This is a genomic window from Streptomyces sp. WMMC940 (genome assembly GCF_027460265.1).
GTDB lineage: Bacteria > Actinomycetota > Actinomycetes > Streptomycetales > Streptomycetaceae > Streptomyces.
Window position 1 is genome coordinate 6165787 of sequence record NZ_JAPZBC010000001.1, and the last position, 23719, is coordinate 6189505.

A 23719-nucleotide genomic window follows, 5' to 3' on the forward strand; every position below is an offset into this window, starting at 1 on the left:
ACTGGTACCACCGGCGGACGCGGGACCAACGCGCGCGGGCCTTCATTCGCCCGAAGGCCTTCATCCGCCCGAAGGCGCGGCCGCGCGTCGGCCGGGTGGTTCCGCGGAGCGGGCCGTCCGTTGCCGGGGCCGGGTTCGGGAGCCGGACGCTTCGGCCGGCCCGGGTGGCCCGGCACACGGACCTCGGGGCCCGGGGCGCCGGTCCGGCCGCCGGGAGCAGTCGGCGCGGCGGTCGCGGTGCGGCCGGGGGTACCCGGCCGGCCGGAGCGGGGACCGCCCACCGAGCTGTCCGGTAGCCCGGGGCCCGGCCCCGCGGGTGGGGCCGTATCGCCTCCTGGCGGTAGGCGGCGAGCTCGGGGGACAGCGCTTCCGCGTGCATCGGGCGCGGGGGAGCCGTAACGGACACGGTCCCGGACCGCGACCGAGCCCGCCCGCACGACCATCGTACGAATGTTCGAAACTTGGTCTATGGTGGAGATGAGGAGGGGGAGGCGAGAACGGATTGATCCAGGAGGTGCGGGTGCCCGGTTTCACGCATCTGCACACCGCGTCCGGTTTCTCCGTACGGTACGGGGCCTCGCACCCGGAGCGGCTGGCCGAGCGTGCCGCCGAGCGGGGCATGGGCGCACTCGCCCTGACCGACCGCGACACCGTCGCCGGCGCGGTCCGCTTCGCCAAGGCCTGCGCCCGGGCGGGAGTCCGGCCGGTCTTCGGGGCCGAGCTCGCCGTGCGCGAACAGGCCGCAGGTGCCGGGGGGCCGGCCACCCGCGCCGAACGGCGGCGCACCCCGGTCCGGGGCGGCGCCTTCATCGACGAGTCCGCGCCCCGGGTCACCTTCCTCGCCCGTGACGGGGCCGCGGGGTGGGCGGAGCTCTGCCGGCTGATCACCGCGGCCCACATGGCCGACGGCCGCCCGGTCCTCGGCTGGGACACCCTTGCCGGAGCCGGAGCCGGAGCCGGAGCCGGAGCCGGAGCCGGAGCCGGAGCCGGAGCCGGAGCCGGAGCCGACGGGCTCATCGTGCTGCTCGGTCCGGCCTCCGAGGTGGGCAGGGCCCTCGCCGCGGGCCGCCCGGACCTGGCCGCCCGGCTGCTAGCGCCCTGGCGGGAGCGGTACGGCGACGCGCTCCGTCTCGAAGCCGTGCACCACGGGGCCGAGGGCACGGGCCCCGGTTCGCTCCGGCTCGCCGCCCGTACCGCGGGCTTCGCCGCCGAACAGGGCGTACGGGCCGTCCTCAGCAACGCCGTGCGGTACGCCGACCCCGGCCAGGGCCCCGTCGCCGACGTCCTCGACGCGGCTCGCCGGCTCGTCCCCGTCGACCCCGCCCGAGGGCTGGACGGCGGCGAGCGCTGGCTCAAGGGCGCCGACGACATGGCCCGCGCGGCCGAGCGGATCGCCGAGGCGGCCGGATGGCGCCGAGACGCCGCCCACCGGCTGCTCGCCGTCACCGAGGAGACCGCCGCCGAATGCCGCGTCGACCCCGAACGGGATCTGGGGATGGGCTACGCCTACTACCCGGAGCCGCATCTCGTGGGCGCCGCCGGGCGCGGTGCCCAGCGGGTCCTCGCCTCCCGCGCCGCCGCCGGGATGGTGCTGCGCGGCTACGACCGGCTGCCGCCGGCACGGGCCCGTGCGTACTGGGAGCGGATGCACTCCGAGCTGGACGTCATCGCCTTCCACGGCAACGCGACCTACTTCCTGACGGTTGCTCAGGTCATCGACGACGCAAGGGGGATGGGCATCCGGGTCGCGGCCCGCGGCTCCGGTGCCGGATCCCTCGTGAACCATCTCCTCGGCATCGCGCACGCCGACCCGGTCGAGCAGCACCTGCTGATGGAGCGCTTCCTGTCCAAGCGACGGTTCGCGCTGCCCGACATCGACATCGACGTCGAGTCCGCCCGCCGGCTGGAGGTCTACCGCGCGATCCTCGACCGCTTCGGCGGGGAGCGGGTCGCCGCCGTCGCCATGCCCGAGACCTACCGGGTGCGGCACGCGATCCGGGACGTGGGCGCCGCGCTGAGCATGGACCCGGCCGAGATCGACCGGCTGGCCAAGGCGTTCCCGCACATCCGCGCCCGCGACGCCCGCGCGGCCATGGAGGAACTGCCCGAACTGCGCGACGTGGCCCGGCGCAAGGACCGCCACGGCAGGCTCTGGGAACTGGTCGAGCAGTTGGACGCACTGCCGCGCGGTGTCGCCATGCACCCGTGCGGGGTGCTCATCTCCGACTCCTCGCTGCTGCGGCGCACCCCCGTGGTGCCGACCAGCGGCGAGGTTCCCCACGGCTCTTCGGACAAGGGGGGCTCCCCCTTCCCGATGTCGCAGTTCGACAAGGAGGACGTCGAGGATCTCGGGCTGCTCAAACTCGATGTGCTCGGAGTGCGGATGCAGTCCGCGATGGCGCACGCCGTCACCGAGATCGAGCGGACGACGGGCCGGCGGATCGATCTGGACGACGCCGGTCAGGTGCCGCCCGGCGACCCGGAGACGTACCGGCTCATCCGCTCCGCCGAGACGCTGGGCTGCTTCCAGATCGAGTCGCCGGGCCAGCGCGATCTCGTCGGCCGGCTGCAGCCCGAGAGCTTCCACGACCTGGTCGTCGACATCTCGCTGTTCCGGCCGGGGCCGGTCGCGGCGGACATGGTGCGGCCGTTCATCGAGGCGCGGCACGGGCGGGCGCCGGTCCGCTTCCCGCACCCCGATCTGGCCGGGCCGCTGGCGGAGACGTACGGCGTCGTCGTCTTCCACGAGCAGATCATCGAGATGGTGGACATCATGACCGGCTGCGGCCGGGACGAGGCGGACCGGGTGCGGCGCGGGCTCTCCGATCCCGAGTCGCAGGAGCGGATCAGGACGTGGTTCGCCGCGCAGGCGGAGCGGAAGGGGTACACGGCCGAGGTGGTCGCGCGGACCTGGGAGATCGTCGAGGCGTTCGGCTCGTACGGCTTCTGCAAGGCGCACGCCGTCGCCTTCGCCGTGCCGACGTACCAGTCGGCGTGGCTGAAGGCGCATCATCCGGCGGCCTTCTACGCGGGGCTGCTCACGCACGACCCCGGGATGTACCCGAAGCGGCTGCTGCTGGCGGACGCGCGGCGGCGGGGGGTACCGGTGCTTCCGCTCGATGTGAACCGGTCCGCGGTCGCCCATCGCATCGAACTGGTGTCCGATGCGGCGGTCGGGGAGTCCGGGACCTGGGGCCTGCGGCTGGCGTTCTCCGACGTCCACGGCATCGGCGAGGCGGAGGCGGAACGGATCGAGGCCGCCCAGCCGTACTCCTCGCTGCTGGACTTCTGGGAGCGGGCCCGCCCCGGACGACCGGTCGCGGAGCGGCTCGCGCAGGTCGGCGCGCTGGACGAGTTCGGCGCCAACCGGCGCGACCTGCTGCTCCACATCGCCGAACTGCACCGCGCCCAGCGGAGTTCGGTCTCCCGCCGCGGCCACGGCGGGCAGCTCCCGCTCGACGGCGGCCGCAGGACAGCGTCCGTCGGGCTGCCCGACCTCAACGAGGCCGAGCGGCTCAGCGCCGAGCTGGGAGTCCTCGGCATGGACGCGTCCCGCCATCTGATGGCGGACCACCACGTCTTCCTGGACGAACTCGGCGCGATCCCCGCGAAGCGGCTGCGCGAGGCGGAGCACGGCGCGACGGTGCTGGTCGCCGGAGCCAAGGCGGCCACCCAGACGCCCCCGATCCGCTCGGGGCGACGGGTCGTCTTCACGACGCTGGACGACGGTACGGGCCTGGTCGACCTGGCCTTCTTCGACGACAGCCACGAGGCGTGCGCCCACACCGTCTTCCACTCCTGGCTGCTGCTGGTGCGTGGCGTCGTCCAGCGCCGTGGACCGCGCAGCCTCAGTGTGGTCGGCTCCGCGGCCTGGAATCTCGCGGACCTGATCGAACTCCGGCGCGCGGGCGGCCTGGACGCGGTGGCAGAGCGGCTCGCCGCGGTGGGTGCGGGAGGGGTCGGCGTGGACGGCGAAGGGGACGCGGACGGGATCGGCCTTCCGGTCGATGGGGGTCGCCGCATCCGGATGTCCACGGGGTACGAGATGAACGCCTGGGCCGATCTCCTTCCCGCGGGTGAAGGGGCGTCACCCGCACGGAAGTTGTGGCACCAGAGCCCGGGGAGCGCGGGATGACCAACCGGCAGGGGGACGCGCTTCCCCCGCGTGGCGACGCCGCGGCGGACGGGACGGACGCATCCGTGGCCGCACCTGCGACTGCGTCCGCGTCCCTACCTGCGCCTGCGCCTGCGTCCGCGTCCGTGCCTGCGTCCGTGCCGGGCGCACCGGCAGGGGGGCCGGAGGCGCCGCCGACCGTCCTGTACGTGCGTTTCCGCGGCGCCGGCGGAGAGGGGCCGGACGGTGCCGCCTACGCGGGGCTGCTCGGGCTGCTCGGTGCGTTCACCCCGGTGGTGGAGGCGGTCGGTCAGGACGGCGCGCTGGTCGATGTCCGGGGCGCGCTGCGGTACTTCGGCCGGGACGCCGCCGGGCTCGCCGCGGTGATCCGGGTGCGGGCCCTCGCCCTGTACGGCGTCGACTGCGTGATCGGCGCCGGGCCCAACCCGCTGCTCGCCAGGATGGCGGCGCGGGAGGCCGGCCCCGGTACGACCCTGGTCGTGGGTGACGCGGCGGAGTTCCTCGCCGGCCGCCCGGTCGCCGCGCTGCACGGCGTCGGCCCCGCGACGGCACGCACGCTCTGCGGCTACGGGCTCGACACCGTCGACCGGGTCTCCGCCGCCCCTCTCGCCGTGCTCCAGCGGATCCTCGGTGCACGCACGGGGCGAGAGGTGTACGAGAGGGCCCACGGAGTCGACCGGACCCGGGTCGTCCCCAACGCGGCAGCCCGCTCCGTCGCCGCCGAACGCACCTTCCCCCGGGACGAGCTGGACCGCGACCGCCATCGCCGCGCGCTGCTCTCGCTCGCCGGGGAGCTGGGGGCGAGGATGCGAGGGGAGGGGCAGGTGTGCCGCTCCCTGACGCTCACCGTGCGCTACGCCGACCGCACCACGACCACCAGGACCCGCGCCCTGACCGAGCCGACCGCGCACTCCGCGTCGCTCACCGGTACCGCGTACCGGCTCCTGGACGCGCTCGGCCTGCAGCGCGCCCGGGTACGTGCCCTCGCCCTGCGCGCCGAAGGGCTGATCCCCGCCGAACGGGCCGTGCATCAGCTCACCTTCGACCCCGCCGATGACAAAGCGCGCCGGCTGGAGGCGGTTGCCGACCGGGCGCGGGCCAAGTTCGGCCCCCGAGCGGTCATTCCGGGCTCCCTCGCCGCATAAGCCCCGCCTCTGTGTTTCTGTGAGTAACCACACCATCACGGATCTTGACGGTAATTCAGTTTTTACCGACGCGTAACTTCCCGGTCTTGGTTACTCGTGCGTACGTTTGACATGAGCACACCCCTTCTTGTGGTCCGGGCCGCAGGGCGAATCCCCACATCCCCACATCAGCCTCGCATTTCCCTTGAGCCGCAAGGAGATCGCACGATGCTGTCCTGGAAGCGTGCCCTCAGACCGCTGACCGCCGCCCTGCTGGCGGTGGCGATCGGCCTCGCGCCGGCCGCCACCGCCCACGCAGCCGCTCCGTCGAGCGGCTGGAACAACTGGTCCTGCAAGCCCTCAACCGCCCACCCCCGCCCGGTGGTCCTCGTCCACGGAACCTTCGGGAACTCCGTAGACAACTGGCTCGCCCTCGCGCCGTACCTCGTCAAGCGCGGCTACTGCGTCTTCTCGCTCGACTACGGCCAGCTCCCGGGCGTCCCGTTCTTCCATGGACTCGGCCCCATCGCGAAGTCGGCCGAACAGCTCGATACGTACGTCGACCGGGTCCTCGCCGCCACCGGAGCCGGCGAGGTGGATCTCGTCGGTCACTCCCAGGGCGGCATGATGCCGCGTCACTACCTCAAGTTCCTCGGCGGCGCCGACAAGGTGAACGCCCTCATCGGACTCGCGCCCGACAACCACGGCACGACGCTCCACGGGCTCACCGGCCTGCTCAAGTACTTCCCGGGAGCTGCGGACCTGCTCAACTCCGCGACCCCCGGCCTGGCCGACCAGATGGCCGGCTCCGCGTTCCTCACCAAACTGAACGAGGGCGGCGACACCGTCCCCGGCGTCCGTTACACCGTCATCGCCACCAAGTACGACGAGGTCGTCACCCCGTGGCGGTCGTCCTTCCTCGACGGACCGAACGTGAAGAACGTGACGTTGCAGGACCTGTGCGCCATCGACCTCTCGGAGCACGTGGCCATAGGGCTGTTCGACCGGATCGCGTACCACGAGGTGGTCAACGCCCTCGATCCGGCGAGGGCCACCCGGACGACCTGCGCGTCGGTGTTCGCATGACCTGACGGCCGGCCCTCGACCTGCCTGCTGACGGCCGGCACGGCCCACGGGCCGTCCCGTGCGGGGCCGCGGTGGCGATCCTGCCGCGTCCGCCCGCGCCATCTGCTCGGAACGGCGAAGGTGCCGCCGCGGACACACCCGCGGCGGCACCTTCGCCATGTCCTGCGCCGCGGGCTCAGCGGTCGGCCCTGCGGCGGGCGGTCGCGAACACCACGGCCGCGCCGAGCGCGAGCACCGCGGCACCGCCGGCGGCGAGGTACGGGGTGCCGCCGTCACCGCCGGTCTCGGCGAGGTCCTCCCCGGCGCCGGCGGCCTCGGGGGTGTTGCCCCCGGCGGCGGTCTCGGCGCCTGCCTCGCCGTCCGTCTCCGTCTCCGGCTCTGCGGCCGCCTTCGGAGTGGCGGGCCCGTCCGTGGCCGGGGCCTCTGAGTGGTCGTCACCGCCGTGGCCGCCGTGGTCGACGGTGGACTTGTCCGCACCGTCCTCGATCTGCTCGTCCGAGGGGGCGGACGCGGTCGGCGCCGGGGCGCCGCCTCCCGCGGACCCGCCGGTGTCCTGGCCGAAGACCACGTCCGAGCAGGTGTAGAAGGCCTCGGGGGAGTCCGACCGCTGCCAGATCGAGTAGACCAGGTGCCGGCCCGACCTCGCGGGCACATTGCCGTCGAAGACGTACTCCCCGTTCACCAGCTTCGGGTCGGCGACCTCGGCGAACGGGCGCGCCTCCAGGTCGGACCAGGTGAGCGGCTTCGACGGGTCGTAACCGTCCTTCGTGATGTACAGCTCGAACGAGCCCTTGTGCGGGGCGGTGGCCTTGTAGCGGAACGTGTGGTTGCCGGCCGTGAGCCTCGACGCGGGCCAGTCGGTGCGCGGCAGGTCCAGGCCCTTGTACTTGTCCCGGTTCGCGCTGCACAGCTTGCCGTCCGGGATCAGCGACCTGTGGTTGCCCGCGGCGTCGGCGATGTTGACTTCGTTCCAGTCGTAGAACGCCTGCGTGCCACTGGCCGCGATCGCCGCCTTGCACGCCGCGGACTTCGGGCTCTCCGGCCCCTCGGCGTAACACGCGGACACCCGGCTCACCGGATCCGTCATCGACCCGTGCGCGACGGCCGGCGAGGCGGCGAGCGCGGTCAGCGCGAGCGGCGCGATCCCGAGCGCGGCGACGGTGGCTGCCCTGCGGCGAGCGGTCATGGTGAGGATCTCCTTCAAGAGCGGCGTAGGGGGAAGGGAGGGGGACCCGGGCACGGGCCCGCACCGCGGTGCAGCCCCCCGATCCCTCAGCGGCACCGATGCCCGAACCCCGCCCGGAGATCAGCAAGCTAGCCCGTCGAAACGCCGAAACGGGCTGCTGGGGCGGGGGGACGGCGATCCTTATGGTCGCTTTAAGGGTGGGGTAAGAAGGGACTCAGGAACGCTGCGGAGCGTGCCGGTGCGGGTACGTGCGGTCGCACCCGGAGCGTGCCGGTCACACCGTGCCCGCGGCGCGCGGAAGCGGCCCGTCCGCCGCTGTCCCTCGAAGTTCCGGCGCCGCATCATCGCCGAGCACCCCGGTGCGGCCGTCGGCGGGGGTCCGGGAGCGGCGCGGTCCCGGCGGCCGGCCCCTCGCGTCCGTCCGGCGCCCGAGTCCCAGCCGTCGCGGCCCGCTCGCGCATGCCTCGCGCGTCCTGTCAAGCGACGAGCTCCCGGGACTGCCGGAGTCCCCACCGGTCGCAGGACGCTGGATCCCCCGGCCGCGGCACCAGCGACTGCCGACGCACCTCGGAGGCACCATGTCCGTACTCGACCGGGCGGCCGCGCTCCGCCTCCTCGCCGTTCTGCTCGTCCTCGCCGCGGCGGTGGTCGTCCCGCGGCGGTCGCCGCTGAGTTCTCCCGCGCTGCTCGTCGCGGCCGGGCCGGCGCTCGTCGGCTTCTTCGTCCTCCTACGGCAGCGCCTGCGGCGGTACTGGTCGGAGAGCCGGTGGGACGAGTGGCTCCGGACCGCGGCCGGGCTCGCGTGGCGGGACCGGATGGATCTCTTCGGAGCCACCGCCCGCGGGCGTCCCGTGCCCGATCCGCGGCTGTCGGCCCTGGCGGCGGAGCGCGCGGAACGCCTGTGCGCGCTGCTCGACGTCAGCCGGCCGGGACGTGAGGTGAGCTGGTCCCTGCTCGGGGCGGCCGCGGCGCTGCTGCCCGCGGTGTGGCTGATGCTGACCCGGGAGCGCGTCGCCTGGACCTCGTTCGGCTGCGCGGCCCTGCTGGTGACGGTCTGCCTGGCCGGCCTGCTCGTCAACCGCCGTCGTGCCCGCCGGGCCCGACGGTGCCTCCGCGCCAACCGCCCTCCGGCGACACCTCGATGAGTCCGGCCTCCCGCGGAGGCCCGGCGCCGCTCGCCGCGGGTCCCGCACGCTACGAGCGTCAACCGTCGGTTGACCAGCGGATTCACCGAACGGGACTTCAGCCGAGCCGTCGGTACCGGCGCTCCGGACGCCCCGTGCCGCCGTACCTGAGAGTCACCTCGGCGCGGCCCGTCTCCGCGAAGTACTCCAGGTAGCGCCGGGCGCTGACGCGGGAGAGCCGGCCCGCCTCCGCGCACTCGGAGGCAGACATGCCCTCCGGGTGCGCGCGCAGGACGCGGTCGACCAGGTCCGCCGTGTGGGCGGCGAGCCCCTTGGGCAGCTCGCGGGACCCGGGCGGACGGGTGCCGAAGATCCGGTCCACGTCCTCCTGGCGCGCCTCGTCCAGCGACTCGAGCCGGCTCCGGAGCGACGCCACGTGCCGCAGCTGCTCCTGGAGCGCGGCGGGGCTGAACGGCTTGATCAGATAGTGCAGCGCGCCGGCGCGCAGCGCCGAGCGCACCGTGCCGGCCTCCCGGGCCGCCGTGATGAACAGGACGTCCACCGGCTGCCGCTCCGCGTCCCGCTCCTCCGCCGCGCGCAGCTCGCGCAGCACGCCGATCCCGTCCATGTCGGGCAGATAGATGTCCAGCAGCACCAGATCGGGGCGCAGCCGGTCCACCGCGCGCAGCGCCTCCGTGCCGCTGTGGGCCACCCCAGCGACCGTGAAGCCCGGTGTCGCGGACACATAGCGGGTGTGCAGCTTGGCGACCATGAAGTCGTCGTCCACCACGAGGACGTTCACCGGGAGCCACCTCCCGGGGCGGCGCTCGGCATGCCGGACGGGCGGGCGTCGAGGCGGCGGGCACCGGAGGGGCCCATGCCGTACGGCCACGCGCCGGAGGTGCGGGCACCGCAACGGCCCGTGCTGCCGGAGGCGCGGGCACCGCAACGGCCCGTGCTGCCGGAGGCGCGGGCACCGCAACGGCCCGCGTCGAACCGCCGCGCGGCGGACGGGCCCGTGCCCGGCGCCGAGACCATCGACCGCGTGCCCGGCGGCCCGTTCCGGACGCTGCTCCCGCTCCTCCGCCCCGGGCGCGGCCCGCGACGGAGCGGCATCGGAAGACCGTGCGGTCCGGAACAGCGTTGCGTCACGCCGACACGCTAGGCCGCGACCACAAGGACCACAACGTCCGTTGGTTCCGGAAGAGAGACAGCTTCTTAACGCACCGGCAACATGTGGGCCACTTCACACGTCCCCTGCTCAGATCGAAAGGCGGCTCACGTGCGATCGCGCACTCCCCTCGCCCTCCTCGGGGCGGCGCTGCTGGTGCTCGTGGGGCCACCGCTGCTCACCCCCGGCAGCGGCGCCGACACCGGCACCCGGATCCCCGGCCTGCGCTTCATGGTCCCCAACTCGCCGGGCGGCGGCTACGACATCACGGCCCGGACGGCGGCGAAGAACGCCGAGGAGGCGGACCTCACCCACGACATCGAGGTGTTCAACCTGCCCGGCGCGGGCGGCACCGTCGGACTGACCCGACTCGTCGGCGAACACGGCAACGGCAGGCTCGCCATGTCGATGGGCCTCGGCGTCGTCGGCGCCGTGCACACCAACAAGTCGCCGAGGACCCTCGCCGACACCACCCCGATCGCCCGGCTCACCGAGGAGCAGGACATCGTGGTGGTCTCGAAGGACTCCCCGTACAAGACCATCCAGCAGCTCGTCGCGGCCTGGAAGAAGGACCCCGCCGAAGTGCCCGTGGGCGGCGGCTCGTCACCCGGCGGCCCCGACCACCTCGCCCCCATGCTGATGGCTCGGGCCGCCGGCATCGCGCCCCGCTCCGTCAACTACGTTCCCTTCGACGGCGGCGGCGAGCTGCTCGCCTCCATCCTCGGCAACAAGATCGCCTTCGGTGTCTCGGGCGTCGGCGAGTACCTCGACCAGATCAGGTCCGGGGAGCTGCGGCTGCTGGCCGTGACCGGCCCGGAGCGCGTACCCGGTCTCGACGCACCCACCCTGCGCGAGTCCGGACTCGCCACCGACTTCACCAACTGGCGCGGCATCGTCGCCCCGCCCGGGCTCTCCGACGCCGAACGCGACAAGCTCATCGGCCTCGTCACCGAGCTGCACGGCTCGAAGCAGTGGCAGGAGTCGATGCGGAGGAACGGCTGGGACGACGCCTTCCTGCCCGGCGAGGAGTTCGGCGACTTCCTGAGGGCGCAGGACCGCCGCGTCGACTCCGTACTGAAGGAGCTGGGGCTGTGAGCACACGGACCACCGCGACCGCACCGGAGGCACCCGGCGCCCCGGCCGGCCGCTCCTGGCTGCGGGACCACTCCGAACTCGGCGTGAGCCTGCTGCTCGTCGTGATCGGCGTCCTCGTCCTGACCGACGCGCTGACGATGCCCCTGGACCTCGCCCAGCGCGGGCCCGTGGGCCCCAGGACCGTGCCGCTCGTCGTCGGCACCGGGCTGCTGGTGGTTGCCGCCCTCCTCGCCGTGGACGTGCTGCGCGGCGGCCGCGGCGAGGCGGAGACCGGCGAGGACGTCGACCTCGCCGAACCCGCCGACCGGCGCACGGTGCTGCTGCTCGCCGGCGTCTTCCTCGGCAACGCCGTCCTCATCGAACCGCTCGGCCTCCCCGTCTCCGGGGCGCTGCTCTTCTGGGGCTCGGCGTACGCGCTGGGCAGCAGGCACCCGCGGCGCGACCCGCTGATCGCGGCAGCCCTCTCACTCGTCACCTTCCATGTCTTCAACAACCTGCTCGGGGTGCCGCTGCCCGGTGGCCCGCTGATGGGGGTGCTCTAGCCGATGGACTCGCTCAACTCCCTCCTCGACGGCTTCGGGACGGCACTGACCCCGGTCAACCTCCTCTGGGCGGCGCTCGGCGTGCTGCTCGGCACGGCCATCGGCGTGCTGCCCGGCATCGGCCCGGCCATGGCGGTCGCGCTGCTGCTGCCCGTCACCTACGGCCTCGAACCGACCGGCGCGTTCATCATGTTCGCGGGCATCTACTACGGCGCCATGTTCGGCGGATCGACCACGTCCATCCTGCTCAACACCCCCGGCGAGAGCGCGGCGGTGGTCGCCGCGATCGAGGGCAACCCCATGGCCAAGGCCGGCCGGGGCGCGCAGGCGCTCGCGGCCGCCGCCGTCGGCCACTTCGCGGGGGGCATGATCGGCACCGTCCTGCTCGTCGCGCTCGCGCCGACCGTCGCCGCACTCGCCGTCGACATCGGGGCCCCCGACTACTTCGCCATCATGGTGCTGGCCTTCATCGCCGTCACCTCCGTCCTCGGCTCCTCCCGCATCCGCGGACTGGCCTCGCTGCTCGTCGGACTCACCCTCGGCCTCGTCGGCCTGGACCAGCTCACCGGACAGCAGCGGCTGACCTTCGGCTCGCTCCAGCTCGCGGACGGCATCGACGTGGTCATCGTCGCCGTCGGCCTCTTCGCGATCGGCGAGGCGCTCTGGGTGGCCGCCCACCTGCGACGCACCACCAGTGAGGCGATACCCGTCGGCCGGCCCTGGCTCGCCGGGTCCGACGTCCGCAGGACCTGGAAGTCCTGGCTGCGCGGCCCGGTGATCGGCTTCCCGTTCGGCGCCGTCCCCGCGGGCGGCGCGGAGATCCCCACGTTCCTCTCGTACGTCACCGAGAAGCGCCTGTCCCGGCACAAGGAGGAGTTCGGCAAGGGAGCCATCGAAGGCGTGGCGGGACCGGAGTCCGCTGCGTCCGCGTCGGCGGCGGGCACGCTGGTGTCGATGCTGACCCTCGGACTGCCGACGACGGCCGTCGCGGCCGTGATGCTCGCGGCCTTCCAGCAGTACGGCATCCAGCCCGGACCGCTGCTCTTCGAACGCGAACCCGACCTGGCCTGGGGCCTGATCGCCTCGCTGTTCGTCGGCATGGTCCTGCTGCTCGCGCTGAACCTGCCGCTCGCGCCCCTGTGGGCGAAGCTGCTGCGCGTCCCGCGACCGTACCTGTACGCCGGCATCCTCTTCTTCGCCGCCGTCGGCGCCTATGCGGTCGGCGGAGAGCCGCTGGACCTGCTGATCCTGCTGCTGATCGGTCTGATCGGCTTCGGGATGCGGCGGTACGGACTGCCCGTGCTGCCCGCGGTCATCGGCGTCATCCTCGGCCCGGCCGCCGAGCAGCAGCTGCGGCGCGCGCTCCAGATCAGCGACGGCAGCGTCACCGGCCTGGTGGGCACCCCCTTCTCGGTGGCGGTGTACGCCGTGATCGCGGTGCTGCTGGCCTGGCCCCTGCTGAGGAGGTTCGTCGGGCGCCGCCGCGACGTGACGGTATGACCGACGCCCCCGCGCCCCCGGGCGCGGGGGCGCGGGGGCGCCCCACGACGGGGAGGACCGGCGGAGGTACCAGCGGTACGGCCGCGAGCTCGTCGAGCGCCGGACGGAGGGCCCGTACGACCGCTTCCACTACCGCAAGCCCCACCGCCGAGCGGCCCGTTGTCAGTGGCGGCTGCGACCATCGGAGGCATGACGAGGATCGACTGGGACGCCGCGGACACCTTCGACGACGAGCCCGACCACGGGCTGCGCGACCCCGCGGTCCGCCGCGCCTGGGCGGAGCGCATGCGGCACTGGCTGCCGCCGGCGCCCTCCGACGTGCTCGACCTCGGCCGGGGCCCGTACGGCGAGGACACGAGGGCCACCCCCGCCCGGCGGGGCGAGGACGCCCGTGCGGCCCCGGCCCGGCACAGCGAAGTCGTCGACGTCCATCTCGTCCTGCGCCGCGGCGACGAGGTCCTGCTCGCCCGCCGGGCGGGGACGGGTTACGGGGACGGGCTGTGGAACGGCCCCTCGGGCCACGTCGAGGACGGAGAGGACGTGCGAGCGGCCATGGTGCGCGAGGCGCGCGAGGAGATCGGCGTCGAGTTCGCGCCGGAGGACCTGCGCGTCGCGCTGGTGATGCAGCACCGGGGGCCCGGGGACCCGCCGCGCACGGGCTGGTTCTTCGAGGCCGACGGCACCGGCGGCGGCGAGCCGTACAACCGGGAGCCCCACAAGTGCTCGGAGCTGGCCTGGCACCCCCTCGCCGCGCTCCCGGACGACATGGTCGCGTACTGCAGGGCCGGGTTCGAGGCGTACCGGAGGGGCGAGCGCTTCGTCCTCCACTGGCACGAGGACGACGACCCGATCGCCCACGACCCGGGCCTTCCGGACCGGGCGGTGCCGCTGCCGACGACGCGCGTCAGCCCAGCAGCCGGGTGAACCGGCCCTGGCGGGCGAGGAGTTCCAGGGCGTCCAGGGCTCGTGCCGCCTCCTCGGCCGCCCGGGGGTCCCGCTCGGCGAGGCCGCTCGCGGCGAACTCGTCCTCGTCCAGTCGCAGGACCAGCGTGCCGTCGGCCGACACCCACAGATCCAGGTCCAGATCCTCCACCACCAGCTCGTCCCGGGACACCAGGGCGGGCCGGGTGATGTCGGTGTACCAGCCCTTCAGCGTCCCGTCGCCCGCCCGGACCTCCTTGACCGCGTACCAGCGGTCGCGCCAGTAGTGCTCGGTGAAGACGTCACCCGGTTCGAAGCGGACGAACCCGAAGTCCTTCACACCCCCACCCGCCCACGGCGCACGGACGGTGATCCGGGTACCGTCGTCCGCGACGACCTCCGCCGGGTAACGGATCTTCGTACGCCCGGCCTTGACCAGGGTGACATCGACCCAGGACTCACCCCAGCGTGCGGACATGGCGCACCTCCGTCGCGCAGACCTCGTAGCCGAGCCACTCGTTGACGGCAAGCATCGGGGCGTTGCCCACGTCGTTGCCGGTGAACGCCTCGGTGAATCCGGCGTCCCGCGCCCGGTGCAGCGAGTCGTTCTTCGCCAGCTTGGCCAGCCCGCGGCCGCGGTGGGCCCGGGTGGTGCCGGTCATGGCGGTCCCGTAGCGGGTCGAACCGTCCGTACGAGCCGCGCTGAACGCCACCGGGTGCCCGTCCACGACGGCGACCGACGTCAGCTCCGGGCTGAACAGCGGATGCCCCCAGGTCTCGTCGAGCCAGTGCCCGTAGTCCGTCAACTCCGCCGCCACGTCCCCCGGTTCGTCCGCCGTCGTCTCGGAGTCCAGCTCGAAGAGCGGCCGCGGGTCGCCGGCGAACTCGGACGCGGGGACGATCCGCACCCCGTCCGGCGGGGTCCGCAGCGGTGGCAGCGCCGCTGCCGCCAGATCGAGACGGAGGAATTGCGCCGTACGCCCCGCCCGGTAGCCTCGCCGCTCGGCGAAGGCACGGTGCCCGGGTTCGTCCAGCACCCAGGTGTGGACCCTGGTGGCACCGGCGCCGACCAGGTACTCCTCGGCCGCGCGCACCACGGCCGAACCCGCACCGCGGCCACGGCGCTCGGGATGCACATAGACGTTGGCGTAGCCGACCCCCGGCTCGGGGCTGTCGTGCGCGAGCCCCACCTGCGCCGTGCCGATGATCTCGCCGTCCTCCTCGGCGACCAGCGGCCGGTACCGGGCGAGCGGATGTGCGTGCTCCGCCTCGAACGCCAGGGACTCGGGGGTGACCAGCATGAACGGCAGGGCGGCGCGCCGGACCCGGGCGACCGCTTCGGCGTCCCCAGGCGCGCGGAAGGCGCGGACGATCACATTCATGATGCGGCACGCTACGCGCGCGCCCCCGTGCACGCCTCTCGATTTCCCGAGGGTCCCGAGCGGCGTGCCCGAGGCCCGGAAGTGGGGGACAATCACGTGGTGACCTTGAAAATCGTCATCGACACGGACGCCGCCCCCGCGCCCTACGAGCAGCTCCGCTCCCAGATCTCGGCCCAGGCGCGCTCGGGCGCCCTGCCCGTCGGCTACAAACTCCCCACCGTGCGGGGCCTCGCGGAGGAACTCGGCCTCGCGGCCAACACCGTCGCCAAGGCGTACCGCGCCCTCGAGGGCGACGGCGTGATCGAAACCCGGGGCCGGAACGGCACGTTCGTCGCGGCGGCCGGGGACGCGGCGGAGCGCCAGGCGGCGACGGCCGCCCAGGCGTACACCGAACTGGTCCACCGCCTGGGCCTGTCCCGTGCCGACGCGCTCGCCGCGGTGCAGGACGCACTGCGCGCCACCTACGGGAAGTGAGTCGCACGCCCGACCGGACCGTGCCGCAGCCACGCCCACGAGAGTCACCACCCTGCCGCCCGCCCCTCGCGCTAGAGGTACAGCCCCGCGTCCGCCCCGCCGTGCTGGGACGGCACGGACGCCGGCACCGTCCCCCGGCGCAGGGCGTACAACTCCGCCAGTGTCGCGCCCTCGCGGCCCACGCCCTCCTCGGTGCCCAGCCAGGACACGGCCTCCCCGCGGGTGAGCGGCCCGACCTCGATCCGTGCGAGGCAGCGGCCCGGCCGGACGACCGCGGGGTGCAGCCGCTCGAGGTCCTCGTTGGTGGTGACGCCCACGAGGACGTTCCGGCCCTGGCCGAGCAGCCCGTCCGTCAGGTTCAGCAGCCGGGACAGCGCCTGGCCCGCGGCGTGCCGCGCCTCGCCCCTGATCAGTTCGTCGCAGTCCTCCAGGAGCAGCAGCCTCCAGCGCCCCTTGGCCGTGCCCTCGTCCTCACCGATCGCGATGTCCATCAGATAGCCGACGTCGTTGAACAGCCGCTCCGGATCGAGCACGCAGTCCACCTGGCACCAGTCGCGCCATGAGCGGGCCAGCGTCCGCAGCGCGGAGGTCTTTCCCGTGCCCGGCGGACCGTGCAGCAGGAGCAGCCGGCCCGCGATGTCGTCCGGCGTCACCTTCATCAGCCGGTCCATCGCCTGTGCGACGGGGGTCGTGTAGTTGGGACGGACCTCGTCCCAGGTGCCGGCGCTGATCTGGCGGGTGGTACGGTGCGGGCCGCGGCGCGGGGAGACGTACCAGAAGCCCATGGTGACGTTCTCGGGCTGCGGCTCGGGTTCGTCCTGGACGCCGTCCGTCGCCTCCTTGTGCACGCTCTCGGCGAGGTCCGGGCTGACGGCGGTGACCGTGATGTCCGCCCCGCGGTTCCACCGCGAGATCAGCAGGGTCCACCCGTCCCCCTCGGCGAGGGTAGCGCTCCGGTCGTCGTCACGTGCGGCGCGCAGCACCCGGGCACCCGGCGGCAGCAGCGTGGCGCCGGGCTTGACCCTGTCGATCGTCGAACTGTGCGAATACGGCTGCTCGCCCGTCGCGAAGCGGCCGAGGAACAGCGCGTCGACGACATCCGACGGCGAATCGCTGTCGTCGACGTTGAGCCGGATCGGCAGAGCGTGCTCAGGGGTGGCGGTCATGGCGCCATGATCCGGCACGTCGGCCCTCGGTGCACGGCCTTTTGGGGCGTGCCGCCGCTCTCCGCGCCCGCACTCGGGTACACCGCTCCGGGCACTCAGGTACGCGGCAACCGGAGCGCCCTCCTCGTCCGGCGGACGACGGCGTACCCCTTGGTGAGGGCCCGGTCCCCGGCGAAGCCGCGGGCGAGTCCCCGGCCCTCGACGAGCCGCTCGAACTCCGCGGCCCCCGTGGAGCGGCGCACGGTCACCCGCTGCAGGGCGTAGGGCCCCTGTCGACGGCGGGCCAGGGCGTTCCCCACGGCCAGGGACTGCGCGAAGCCGGCCGCGCGGACCGCCTGCCGGACCCGGCGGCTGGAGTAGCCGTACGGGTAGGCGAACGAGACCGGCACCTCGCCGACTTCCGCGGCGATGACCTCCCTGCACCGCAGCGACTCGAACCGGAGCCGTCGGTCGTCCAACTGGTCCAGCTGCGGATGGGTGTGCGAGTGGCCGCCGATCTCCGTGCCCGCCGCGGCCAGTTCCCTCACCTGTCCCCAGTCCAGCATGGTGTCGGGCGCGCCGCCCTCCTCGTGCGCGCCGCGCAGCCACCCGGTCGACACGAAGAGGGTCGAGGCGAAGCCCAGCCCGTCGAGCACGGGAAGGGCGTGCCGGTGCACGCCCTCGTAGCCGTCGTCGAAGGTGATCAGCACCGGCCGGGGCGGCAGGGGTTCACCGTGCCGCCAGGCCCGGCCGAGCCCGGCGGTCGTGACCGGGGTGAACCCGCGCTCGCCGAGCAGCTCCATCTGTTCGGCGAAGGCCTCCGGCGCCACGGAGAGGCCGTGGACCGCCGGAGCGGGCCGGTGCGCTATCGCGTGGTACATGAGGATCGGCACGGCCTCGTTCATGGTGTGCCCCCTTCCAGCGGGGCGTGGGAGGTGATCGGGCCGTGCGAGAACGCCACCCCGGACCGGGCCCGCGCCCGCGCCACCGCGTACCCGGCCGCGGCCGTGGCGACGCCGGCGAGGATGGCTCCGGCGCGGCCGGCACCGCCCGGGCGGCCCAGCAGGGCGTCGCGCAGACCGCGCACGACGCCCGCCGGGAGCACCCGGGTGGTGTACCGGCGCTCGGTCTCGAGGCCCTTGCCGCTCCCGACGCTGTGCGAGACGAGGGCCTTGGACAGCCCTTCGGCGTAGGTGCGGGTGCGGAAGTAGCGGAAGCGCTCCCGCTGAGCGGGGACCCTGTGGTGGATGACGGCGCGGTCGTCTATCAGCAGCACCGCGTCAGGGAGGGCCCGGCCGAGCCGGATGCAGAGCTCGGTCTCCTCGCAGCCGAGGGGCCGTCTGTCGCCGTCCCTTCCGATGCCGGTGGCGAATCCTCCGGCGGCGTCGAAGGCGGTGCGGCGGAAGGAGGCGTTGCCGCCGAGGACGTTCCGGACCCGGACGCGCCCGGGAGGAAGCCCCCGGTACGTGCACCCGACGACCCAGTCGAACTCCTCGGGGAACCACGCCGGCCTGCGGCCCGAGGCCCAGACCGGCAGGGTCCTGCCGCCGACGGCCATGACCCGGGGGTCGTCGTACCCCTCGGCGAGGCGCCGTAGCCAGTCGTGCTCGGCCACGGCGTCGTCGTCGAGGAAGGCCACGAACTCGCCGCGGGACACGGCGATGCCGGTGTTGCGCCCGGCGGAGAGGCCGCGGGGGCCCGCGTTGGCGAGCACCCGCACCTCTTCTCCCGGTGACGCGCTCCCGCGGCTGCCGGTGAACTCCTCGGTGAGGCGGTCCAGCAGCCGGGGGTTGTGGTCGACCACGACCAGCGTCTCCAGCGCCGGGAGCGACTGCCGGCGCACCGACTCCACGGCCGTGAGGATGTCCGTCCAGCGTTCCTCGGTGTAGACGCAGATCACCACGGAGAACGTCCGGTGGCTCAAGAGACCTCTCCTCGCGGGGCGTTGAGGGCGACTGCGGGACCGCGGCGGGAGGCCCGGCGGACGCCCTTCTCCTTGAGGATCACCTTGAGCACCCGCAGTCCGTCGCGGACGGCTCTGAGGTTGCTCATGCCGTGGATGCGGAGGTACTCGTGGCTGGGGACCTCCTGGACCCGCAGCCCGGCCTTGACGACCCGGATGTTCATCAGGGTCTCGATCTCGAAGCCGGTGCAGTCCAGGGCGATGCTGTCCAGGCAGTGGCGCCAGAACGCGTTGTAGCCGTAGCAGAGGTCGGTGTAACGGGCGCCGAACTTGGCGTTGACGATGCCGCACAGGACGCGGTTGCCGAGCTTGCGGACCGGTGTCATGTCGTCGGTGCCGCCGCCGTTGGCGAAGCGGGAGCCCTTGGCGAAGTCGGCGCCGCCGACCAGTGCGGAGACATAGCTGACGATCTCCTGGCCGTCGGCGGAGCCGTCCGCGTCGACCATCACGATGATGTCGCCGGTGCAGGCCGCGAAGCCGCTGATGAGGGCGTCCCCCTTGCCCTTGCCGGCCTGCTCGACGACCTTGACGCCCGGCCACAGCGCGCGGGCGACCTCCACCGTGCCGTCCGTGGAGTTGCCGTCGACGAGCACGACTTCATGGATCCACTCGGGCAGGGTGCCGAAGACGTGCGGGAGGTTCTTGGCCTCGTTCATCGCCGGGATCACGACGCTGACCGGCGGCGCGATGGCGAGGTGGGAGGAGATCGGACGGTACTGGGCCGGTATTCGGCCGAGCGTGGCCGTGGCGGTGGACGTCGTCACGGCCGGTGCGGGCGCGCCGGTCGTGGCCATCGGATCGTGAGGACCCGGGACCGCCGGGCGCAGGAACGAGCTCATGAGTCGGTTTCCCTCTCGTCCGGTGGACCGCCCGCCCCCGGGCGGTCCGGATGAGTGTCCGGTTCGAAAGGGGGGTTGTTCTCACCCCGGCCAGGGCGGCATGGATCTCCGCACAGGCTGGGCGAGCCGGCATAGCTGGCCGCGCGGTACGCGACTCGGCACGAGTACGACCGAGCACGGCACCCCCCTACCGCGCCCCGCCACGGACCGTCGCGACGTCGGACCCCTCCCCAGGAGTCGCCTTTGATGGTCCGTTGCGGGCGGATGTACGACGGTATTGATGATTGGGACTGTATGACAAGACCTGGCCGTAGGGCGCACTTTTCTCCTTGTTCTGCCAGCGCGTGCTGAAATGCACAAACCTGTTATGCAATGCGGTGCCTGAGGGTCGGAAAGCAATCGCAGTGACGGCTGGGGTGGGCGCTTTTCGGACGGAGGGGTGCCGAGTCCGGGCCGGCCGTGCGGCGGGAGGGCGCGAAGGGCGCGTACGGGGCCGATCCGAGTGCCGCGAGCGCCGCTGCCGCGGTCCTCGGGCGGAAGTGCGGCGGGGTGTGCCGAACGGGGCGAGTTGGTGCCGGGAGATCATTCACACCGGCGTGTTTGCCCGGAGATTCGGCGGATTGCCGGAATGCTGGGACCCGTCTTGCCCGTCGTTCCGGACGGGTCGTCAAGAACCACTGCGTAACACCCCTGTTGTCCGGCCGCATTGTTTTTGGCATGAACACTTCCGGTGAACTAAGGGACATGCTACGACAGTTGAGCAGAGATCCTGCTAATGGGAGGTTCCATGAAACTGTCCCGAATCGCGGCATTCTCGTCCTCACTCCTCATCGGCGCCGCCCTCGCCCTCACCGGCGCGGGCCCGGCCCAGGCCGCCCAATCCGCGGCCGTCGTCGACTACGTGGCCCTCGGCGACTCGTACTCGTCGGGTCTCGGCGCCGGCGCCTATCTGGTCGACAGCGGCTCGTGCAAGCGCACCAACCGCGCCTACCCCGCCCTCTGGGCGGCCGCCAACTCACCCTCGTCGTTCGCCTTCACGGCCTGCTCGGGCGCTCGTACGGGTGATGTCCTGGCCGGCCAGCTCGCCCCCCTCAACTCCGGTACCGACCTCGTGTCCATCACGATCGGCGGCAACGACGCGGGCTTCGCCGACGTGATGACGACGTGTGTCCTGCAGTCCGAGAGCACCTGCGTCGCCCGGGTCCAGGAGGCCAAGCGCTTCGTGGACACGACCCTCCCGGCCCGGCTCGACTCGGTGTACTCGACCATCAGGTCCAAGTCGCCGTCCGCGCGGGTCGTCGTCCTCGGCTATCCCCGCTTCTACAAGCTCAACGGCAGCTGCATCGCCGGACTCACCGAGAAGGAGCGCGCCGCGATCAACAGCGGAGCCGACCATCTCAACGCGGCGATCGCCAAGCGCGTCGCCGACCACGGCTTCACCTTCGCGGACGTCGTGCCGTCCTTCACCGGGCACGAGATCTGCTCGGGCGCCTCGTGGCTGCACAGCGTCAACTGGCTGAACATCGGCGAGTCGTACCACCCGACCGCCTCGGGACAGTCCGGCGGCTATCTGCCGCCGTTCCGGTCGGCGGCCTGACCGGCCCCATCCGGGTACGAGGGCCGACCCGGTGAGGACGGCGTGCCCGAGGAGGACTCCTCATCGCACCTCACCGAGAACGCCACCCACTCCGACCGTGCCGCGACCGGACTCCTGATCTCCACCCGGATCCGGTCGTGGTGCACCGCGCCCTCGGGGTACGTCGGTTCCACATGACTCCCACGACGCCCCCTCGCCCGAGGGAGGTCGAGCGTATTCCAGCCCCCGTCGCAACCCCGGCCGCTTCCGGTCACCCAGGGGTACCCCACGGAGACCGGAGTGCTTCCGACGGTCACCGTCGTCCGGAACGCCGGGGCCCGGGCCCCGGCCGGGAGGCACGCCCCGCGGTGCTCCGAGCGGATCGCGTGGACCCGTGCGCGTAGGCTGCGCGCCGGCCGTTCGGTGGGCGAAGGGCCGCCGCCGGTCGCCGTGGACCCGGCGTCGTCCGACGCCGAAGGGCCCCAACGGGGCGCCGCGGGCCCGGACGCGGGACCGCCCCCGCCCTCCGCGGCGCCGGTCCCCGATCCGCCGTCCGCCCCTGCGCTGTTCGTCCCGCGGCCCCGCCGTTCGCGCTCCCGCTCCCGTTACCGTCGTCGAGCAGGGGGTTGGCGAGACCCCTTGTCTCAACTCATCGCTCCCGCGGCCCCTCTGAGCGCCAATCCGCAGCCCAGGACGACCACGGTGAGCGCCGTGCCGATCGGTGCCGAACGCTGGACGAGGCCGGCCAGCCGCCCGGCAGCCCGCCGTCGTGCCAGGCGCGCCGTGATCCGGCCCCCGAGCCGCACGACGGCGAATCCGGCCGCGGTGAGGGTGAGGGCCAGCCCCGCACCGTACGCGACGACGAGGAGCAGCCCGAACCAGGCGTGGCCGAGTGCCGCGGCACCGACGAGTACGACCACGGCGGAGGGGCTGGGGACGAGGCCGCCGGCCAGACCGAGCAGGATGCTGCGGCGCAGTGGCCGCTGCCGCTCGGAGCCGCGGGCGGTGCGGTGCCCGTCGCCGATGACGGGGCGCCCGTGCACTGCGCCGTGGTGTTCGTGTGCCGGTTCGTGGTGGTGCCCGTGCGCCTGCTCGTGTGCCGGTTCGTGGTGGTGCTCGCGCGCCGGCTCGTGTCCCGGCTCGTGGTGCCCGTCCCCGTGTTCGTGTTGGTGCCCGTGTTCGTGCGCGTGCTTCCGGGCGCCGGCGTGGACAGGCTCGTGACCGTGGTCATGAGCGTGGCCGTGGCCGTCGTCGGGGGAGTGCGTGTGCGTGTGCGTACGGAAGCGTCCGCCGCCGAGCCAGTGGACGTGCGTGTGCCCGCGCCCGTGCGCCCGGTCCTGCCACGCCCGCCGCGCCAGCAGCGCACCCGCCACCGCGACCAGGATCCCGCTCGCCACGCCCAGCCAGCCGACGACGGCCGGTGTGACGGCCGACCCCGCGACGATCAGGGCGCCCAGGGCGAGGACGCCGAGGGTGTGGGTGACGGTCACCGAGGCGCCGAGCGCCAGTACCTCCCGCAGCGAGTTCCGGCCGCCCGCCGCTGCCGCCGCGGCCATCAGGGTCTTCCCGTGGCCGGGGGCGAGCGCGTGCAGGGCCCCGAGTCCCAGGGCGACGACCAGGGCGAGCGCCCCGAACGGCACGGTGAGATCGCGCCGTTCGACCAGACCCGTCAGGGCCTGGGTCCAGCGGTCGACCCCGCGCGGCAGCACGGACGGGGGCGCCGCCGCTGTCGCCTCGCCGAGCGCGGGCCCGCCGGGTGCGGCCGTGAGCCGGGCCGAGGTGCGGGCCGGCGGGGACTCCAGCAGCCGCTGCGGGTAGCTGGACAGCCGGCGCGAGACGGACTCGCCGGGTACGTCGGACGATGCCAGTGTCGTGCGGTCGCCGCGTGCCGTGATCTCCCGCCAGCCGGCACCCTCGCCGGGGGCGGCCGTGAACGACACGTCCGTCCTGCCGCCCGGCAATGGCGCGCGCATCGCGCACTCGACGCGGAGGGTGGGCAGCCCGGCCTGGCCGGGCCGGACGGAGGCGCGCGCCGGTCCGGTTTCGAGCGGTACGGCCCGGCCGTCCACGAGCAGCCGGGCCTCGCGCGCCACGACGGCGCAGCGGTCCTCCGCCCAGGCCGCGAGCACGGCGGGCGCCATCTCCCGCGGCCGGATGCGCGCGGTCGGGATCTCCGCGAGGTCCTCGACGTGGTCGACGCGCAACTCCCGCTCGGCGACGACGAGTCCGTCGTAGCGGTTCACGGAGAAGTTCCCCAGCGGGTGGGCCGCGGCCGGCGCGGCCGTCCCGGCGAGCAGGGCGGCCGTCCCGGCCGCCACCAGAAGCGCGGTCCGGACCGCGTGCCCCGGGCCGCGCCCCCGTACGCCCTCCGGACCTCCGGGTGCCGCCCGTTCATGCGCTGCTCGTTCCTTCCCGGGGCATGTTGAGACGGGCCGGTCCGGCCGGGAACACCCGGC

At 73.6% G+C, this 23719-nt stretch carries 20 protein-coding genes; 11 read left to right on the plus strand and 9 right to left on the minus strand.

Going from position 1 to position 23719, the window contains the following annotated elements; genetic code table 11:
* The first annotated feature begins 502 nt into the window (after window positions 1-502).
* The 3 genes from O7595_RS27155 (at window position 503) to O7595_RS27165 (ending at window position 6345) form a co-directional block, all read left to right on the plus strand.
* Window positions 503-4135, plus strand: a complete 3633-nt coding sequence (locus tag O7595_RS27155) for a DNA polymerase III subunit alpha (protein WP_443071740.1) — start codon at window positions 503-505, stop codon at window positions 4133-4135.
* A gap of 188 nt (window positions 4136-4323) precedes the next feature.
* Entirely contained in the window at window positions 4324-5280 is a 957-nt protein-coding gene (locus O7595_RS27160; protein WP_269731227.1) for a DNA polymerase Y family protein, read from the plus strand.
* Between the two features lie 207 nt (window positions 5281-5487).
* Window positions 5488-6345 (plus strand): esterase/lipase family protein, encoded by an 858-nt coding sequence (locus O7595_RS27165; RefSeq protein ID WP_269731228.1) that lies wholly within the window; start codon window positions 5488-5490, stop codon window positions 6343-6345.
* A gap of 175 nt (window positions 6346-6520) precedes the next feature.
* On the opposite strand, the gene O7595_RS27170 is transcribed toward O7595_RS27165, so the two are convergent.
* A complete protein-coding gene (locus tag O7595_RS27170; protein ID WP_269731229.1) occupies window positions 6521-7531 on the minus strand; it encodes a lytic polysaccharide monooxygenase auxiliary activity family 9 protein in 1011 nt (336 codons plus the stop codon).
* A 578-nt stretch (window positions 7532-8109) separates the two neighbouring features.
* Between O7595_RS27170 and O7595_RS27175 the strand changes: the two genes are divergently transcribed.
* Window positions 8110-8676 carry a hypothetical protein gene (locus O7595_RS27175; RefSeq protein ID WP_269731230.1) on the plus strand — a complete coding sequence of 189 codons (567 nt, stop codon included), beginning with the start codon at window positions 8110-8112 and terminating at the stop codon, window positions 8674-8676.
* Window positions 8677-8773: 97 nt separating this feature from the next.
* On the opposite strand, the gene O7595_RS27180 is transcribed toward O7595_RS27175, so the two are convergent.
* Window positions 8774-9457, minus strand: coding sequence for a response regulator (locus O7595_RS27180; protein WP_269731231.1), 684 nt, complete (start codon window positions 9455-9457; stop codon window positions 8774-8776).
* A 480-nt stretch (window positions 9458-9937) separates the two neighbouring features.
* On the opposite strand from O7595_RS27180, the gene O7595_RS27185 reads away from it, so the two are divergent.
* The 4 genes from O7595_RS27185 to O7595_RS27200 all read left to right on the plus strand — a co-directional run bounded on the left by O7595_RS27185 (window position 9938) and on the right by O7595_RS27200 (window position 13887).
* Window positions 9938-10921, plus strand: coding sequence for a Bug family tripartite tricarboxylate transporter substrate binding protein (locus O7595_RS27185; protein ID WP_269731232.1), 984 nt, complete (start codon window positions 9938-9940; stop codon window positions 10919-10921).
* On the plus strand, window positions 10918-11463 hold the full coding sequence (locus O7595_RS27190) for a tripartite tricarboxylate transporter TctB family protein (RefSeq protein WP_269731233.1): 546 nt from the start codon (window positions 10918-10920) through the stop codon (window positions 11461-11463). The genes O7595_RS27185 and O7595_RS27190 overlap by 4 nt, the downstream gene beginning before the upstream one ends.
* A 3-nt stretch (window positions 11464-11466) precedes the next feature.
* Window positions 11467-12963 (plus strand): tripartite tricarboxylate transporter permease, encoded by a 1497-nt coding sequence (locus tag O7595_RS27195; RefSeq protein WP_269731234.1) that lies wholly within the window; start codon window positions 11467-11469, stop codon window positions 12961-12963.
* A gap of 189 nt (window positions 12964-13152) precedes the next feature.
* The gene (locus O7595_RS27200; RefSeq protein ID WP_269731235.1) at window positions 13153-13887 is read left to right on the plus strand and encodes an NUDIX hydrolase; all 735 of its coding nucleotides are present in this window, start codon (window positions 13153-13155) and stop codon (window positions 13885-13887) included.
* Here O7595_RS27200 and O7595_RS27205 read toward each other — a convergent pair.
* Window positions 13868-14362: a DUF402 domain-containing protein gene (locus O7595_RS27205; protein ID WP_269731236.1), complete on the minus strand. Its 495-nt coding sequence runs from the start codon at window positions 14360-14362 to the stop codon at window positions 13868-13870. The two genes, O7595_RS27200 and O7595_RS27205, sit on opposite strands and share 20 nt — an antisense overlap.
* Window positions 14343-15266, minus strand: coding sequence for a GNAT family N-acetyltransferase (locus O7595_RS27210; RefSeq protein WP_269731237.1), 924 nt, complete (start codon window positions 15264-15266; stop codon window positions 14343-14345). The genes O7595_RS27205 and O7595_RS27210 overlap by 20 nt, the downstream gene beginning before the upstream one ends.
* Window positions 15267-15365: 99 nt before the next feature.
* On the opposite strand from O7595_RS27210, the gene O7595_RS27215 reads away from it, so the two are divergent.
* Complete coding sequence (locus O7595_RS27215) at window positions 15366-15740, plus strand: GntR family transcriptional regulator (protein WP_269731238.1); 375 nt, start codon at window positions 15366-15368, stop codon at window positions 15738-15740.
* A 71-nt stretch (window positions 15741-15811) separates the two neighbouring features.
* On the opposite strand, the gene O7595_RS27220 is transcribed toward O7595_RS27215, so the two are convergent.
* The 4 genes from O7595_RS27220 to O7595_RS27235 all read right to left on the minus strand — a co-directional run bounded on the left by O7595_RS27220 (window position 15812) and on the right by O7595_RS27235 (window position 19687).
* Window positions 15812-16906: a DUF5925 domain-containing protein gene (locus tag O7595_RS27220; protein WP_269731239.1), complete on the minus strand. Its 1095-nt coding sequence runs from the start codon at window positions 16904-16906 to the stop codon at window positions 15812-15814.
* A 95-nt stretch (window positions 16907-17001) separates the two neighbouring features.
* Complete coding sequence (locus O7595_RS27225) at window positions 17002-17790, minus strand: polysaccharide deacetylase family protein (RefSeq protein WP_269731240.1); 789 nt, start codon at window positions 17788-17790, stop codon at window positions 17002-17004.
* Entirely contained in the window at window positions 17787-18809 is a 1023-nt protein-coding gene (locus O7595_RS27230; protein WP_269731241.1) for a glycosyltransferase family 2 protein, read from the minus strand. The genes O7595_RS27225 and O7595_RS27230 overlap by 4 nt, the downstream gene beginning before the upstream one ends.
* Entirely contained in the window at window positions 18806-19687 is an 882-nt protein-coding gene (locus O7595_RS27235) for a glycosyltransferase family 2 protein (RefSeq protein ID WP_269731242.1), read from the minus strand. Before O7595_RS27235 ends, O7595_RS27230 begins: the two co-directional genes overlap by 4 nt.
* A 787-nt stretch (window positions 19688-20474) precedes the next feature.
* On the opposite strand from O7595_RS27235, the gene O7595_RS27240 reads away from it, so the two are divergent.
* Together O7595_RS27240 and O7595_RS27245 are read left to right on the plus strand one after the other, a co-directional pair.
* Window positions 20475-21284, plus strand: a complete 810-nt coding sequence (locus O7595_RS27240; RefSeq protein ID WP_269731243.1) for an SGNH/GDSL hydrolase family protein — start codon at window positions 20475-20477, stop codon at window positions 21282-21284.
* A 42-nt stretch (window positions 21285-21326) separates the two neighbouring features.
* Window positions 21327-21461 carry a hypothetical protein gene (locus O7595_RS27245; RefSeq protein ID WP_269731244.1) on the plus strand — a complete coding sequence of 45 codons (135 nt, stop codon included), beginning with the start codon at window positions 21327-21329 and terminating at the stop codon, window positions 21459-21461.
* A gap of 446 nt (window positions 21462-21907) precedes the next feature.
* Here the strand turns inward: O7595_RS27245 and O7595_RS27250 are convergent, their stop codons facing one another.
* On the minus strand, window positions 21908-23581 hold the full coding sequence (locus O7595_RS27250) for a hypothetical protein (protein ID WP_269731245.1): 1674 nt from the start codon (window positions 23579-23581) through the stop codon (window positions 21908-21910).
* Window positions 23582-23719 lie beyond the last annotated feature (138 nt).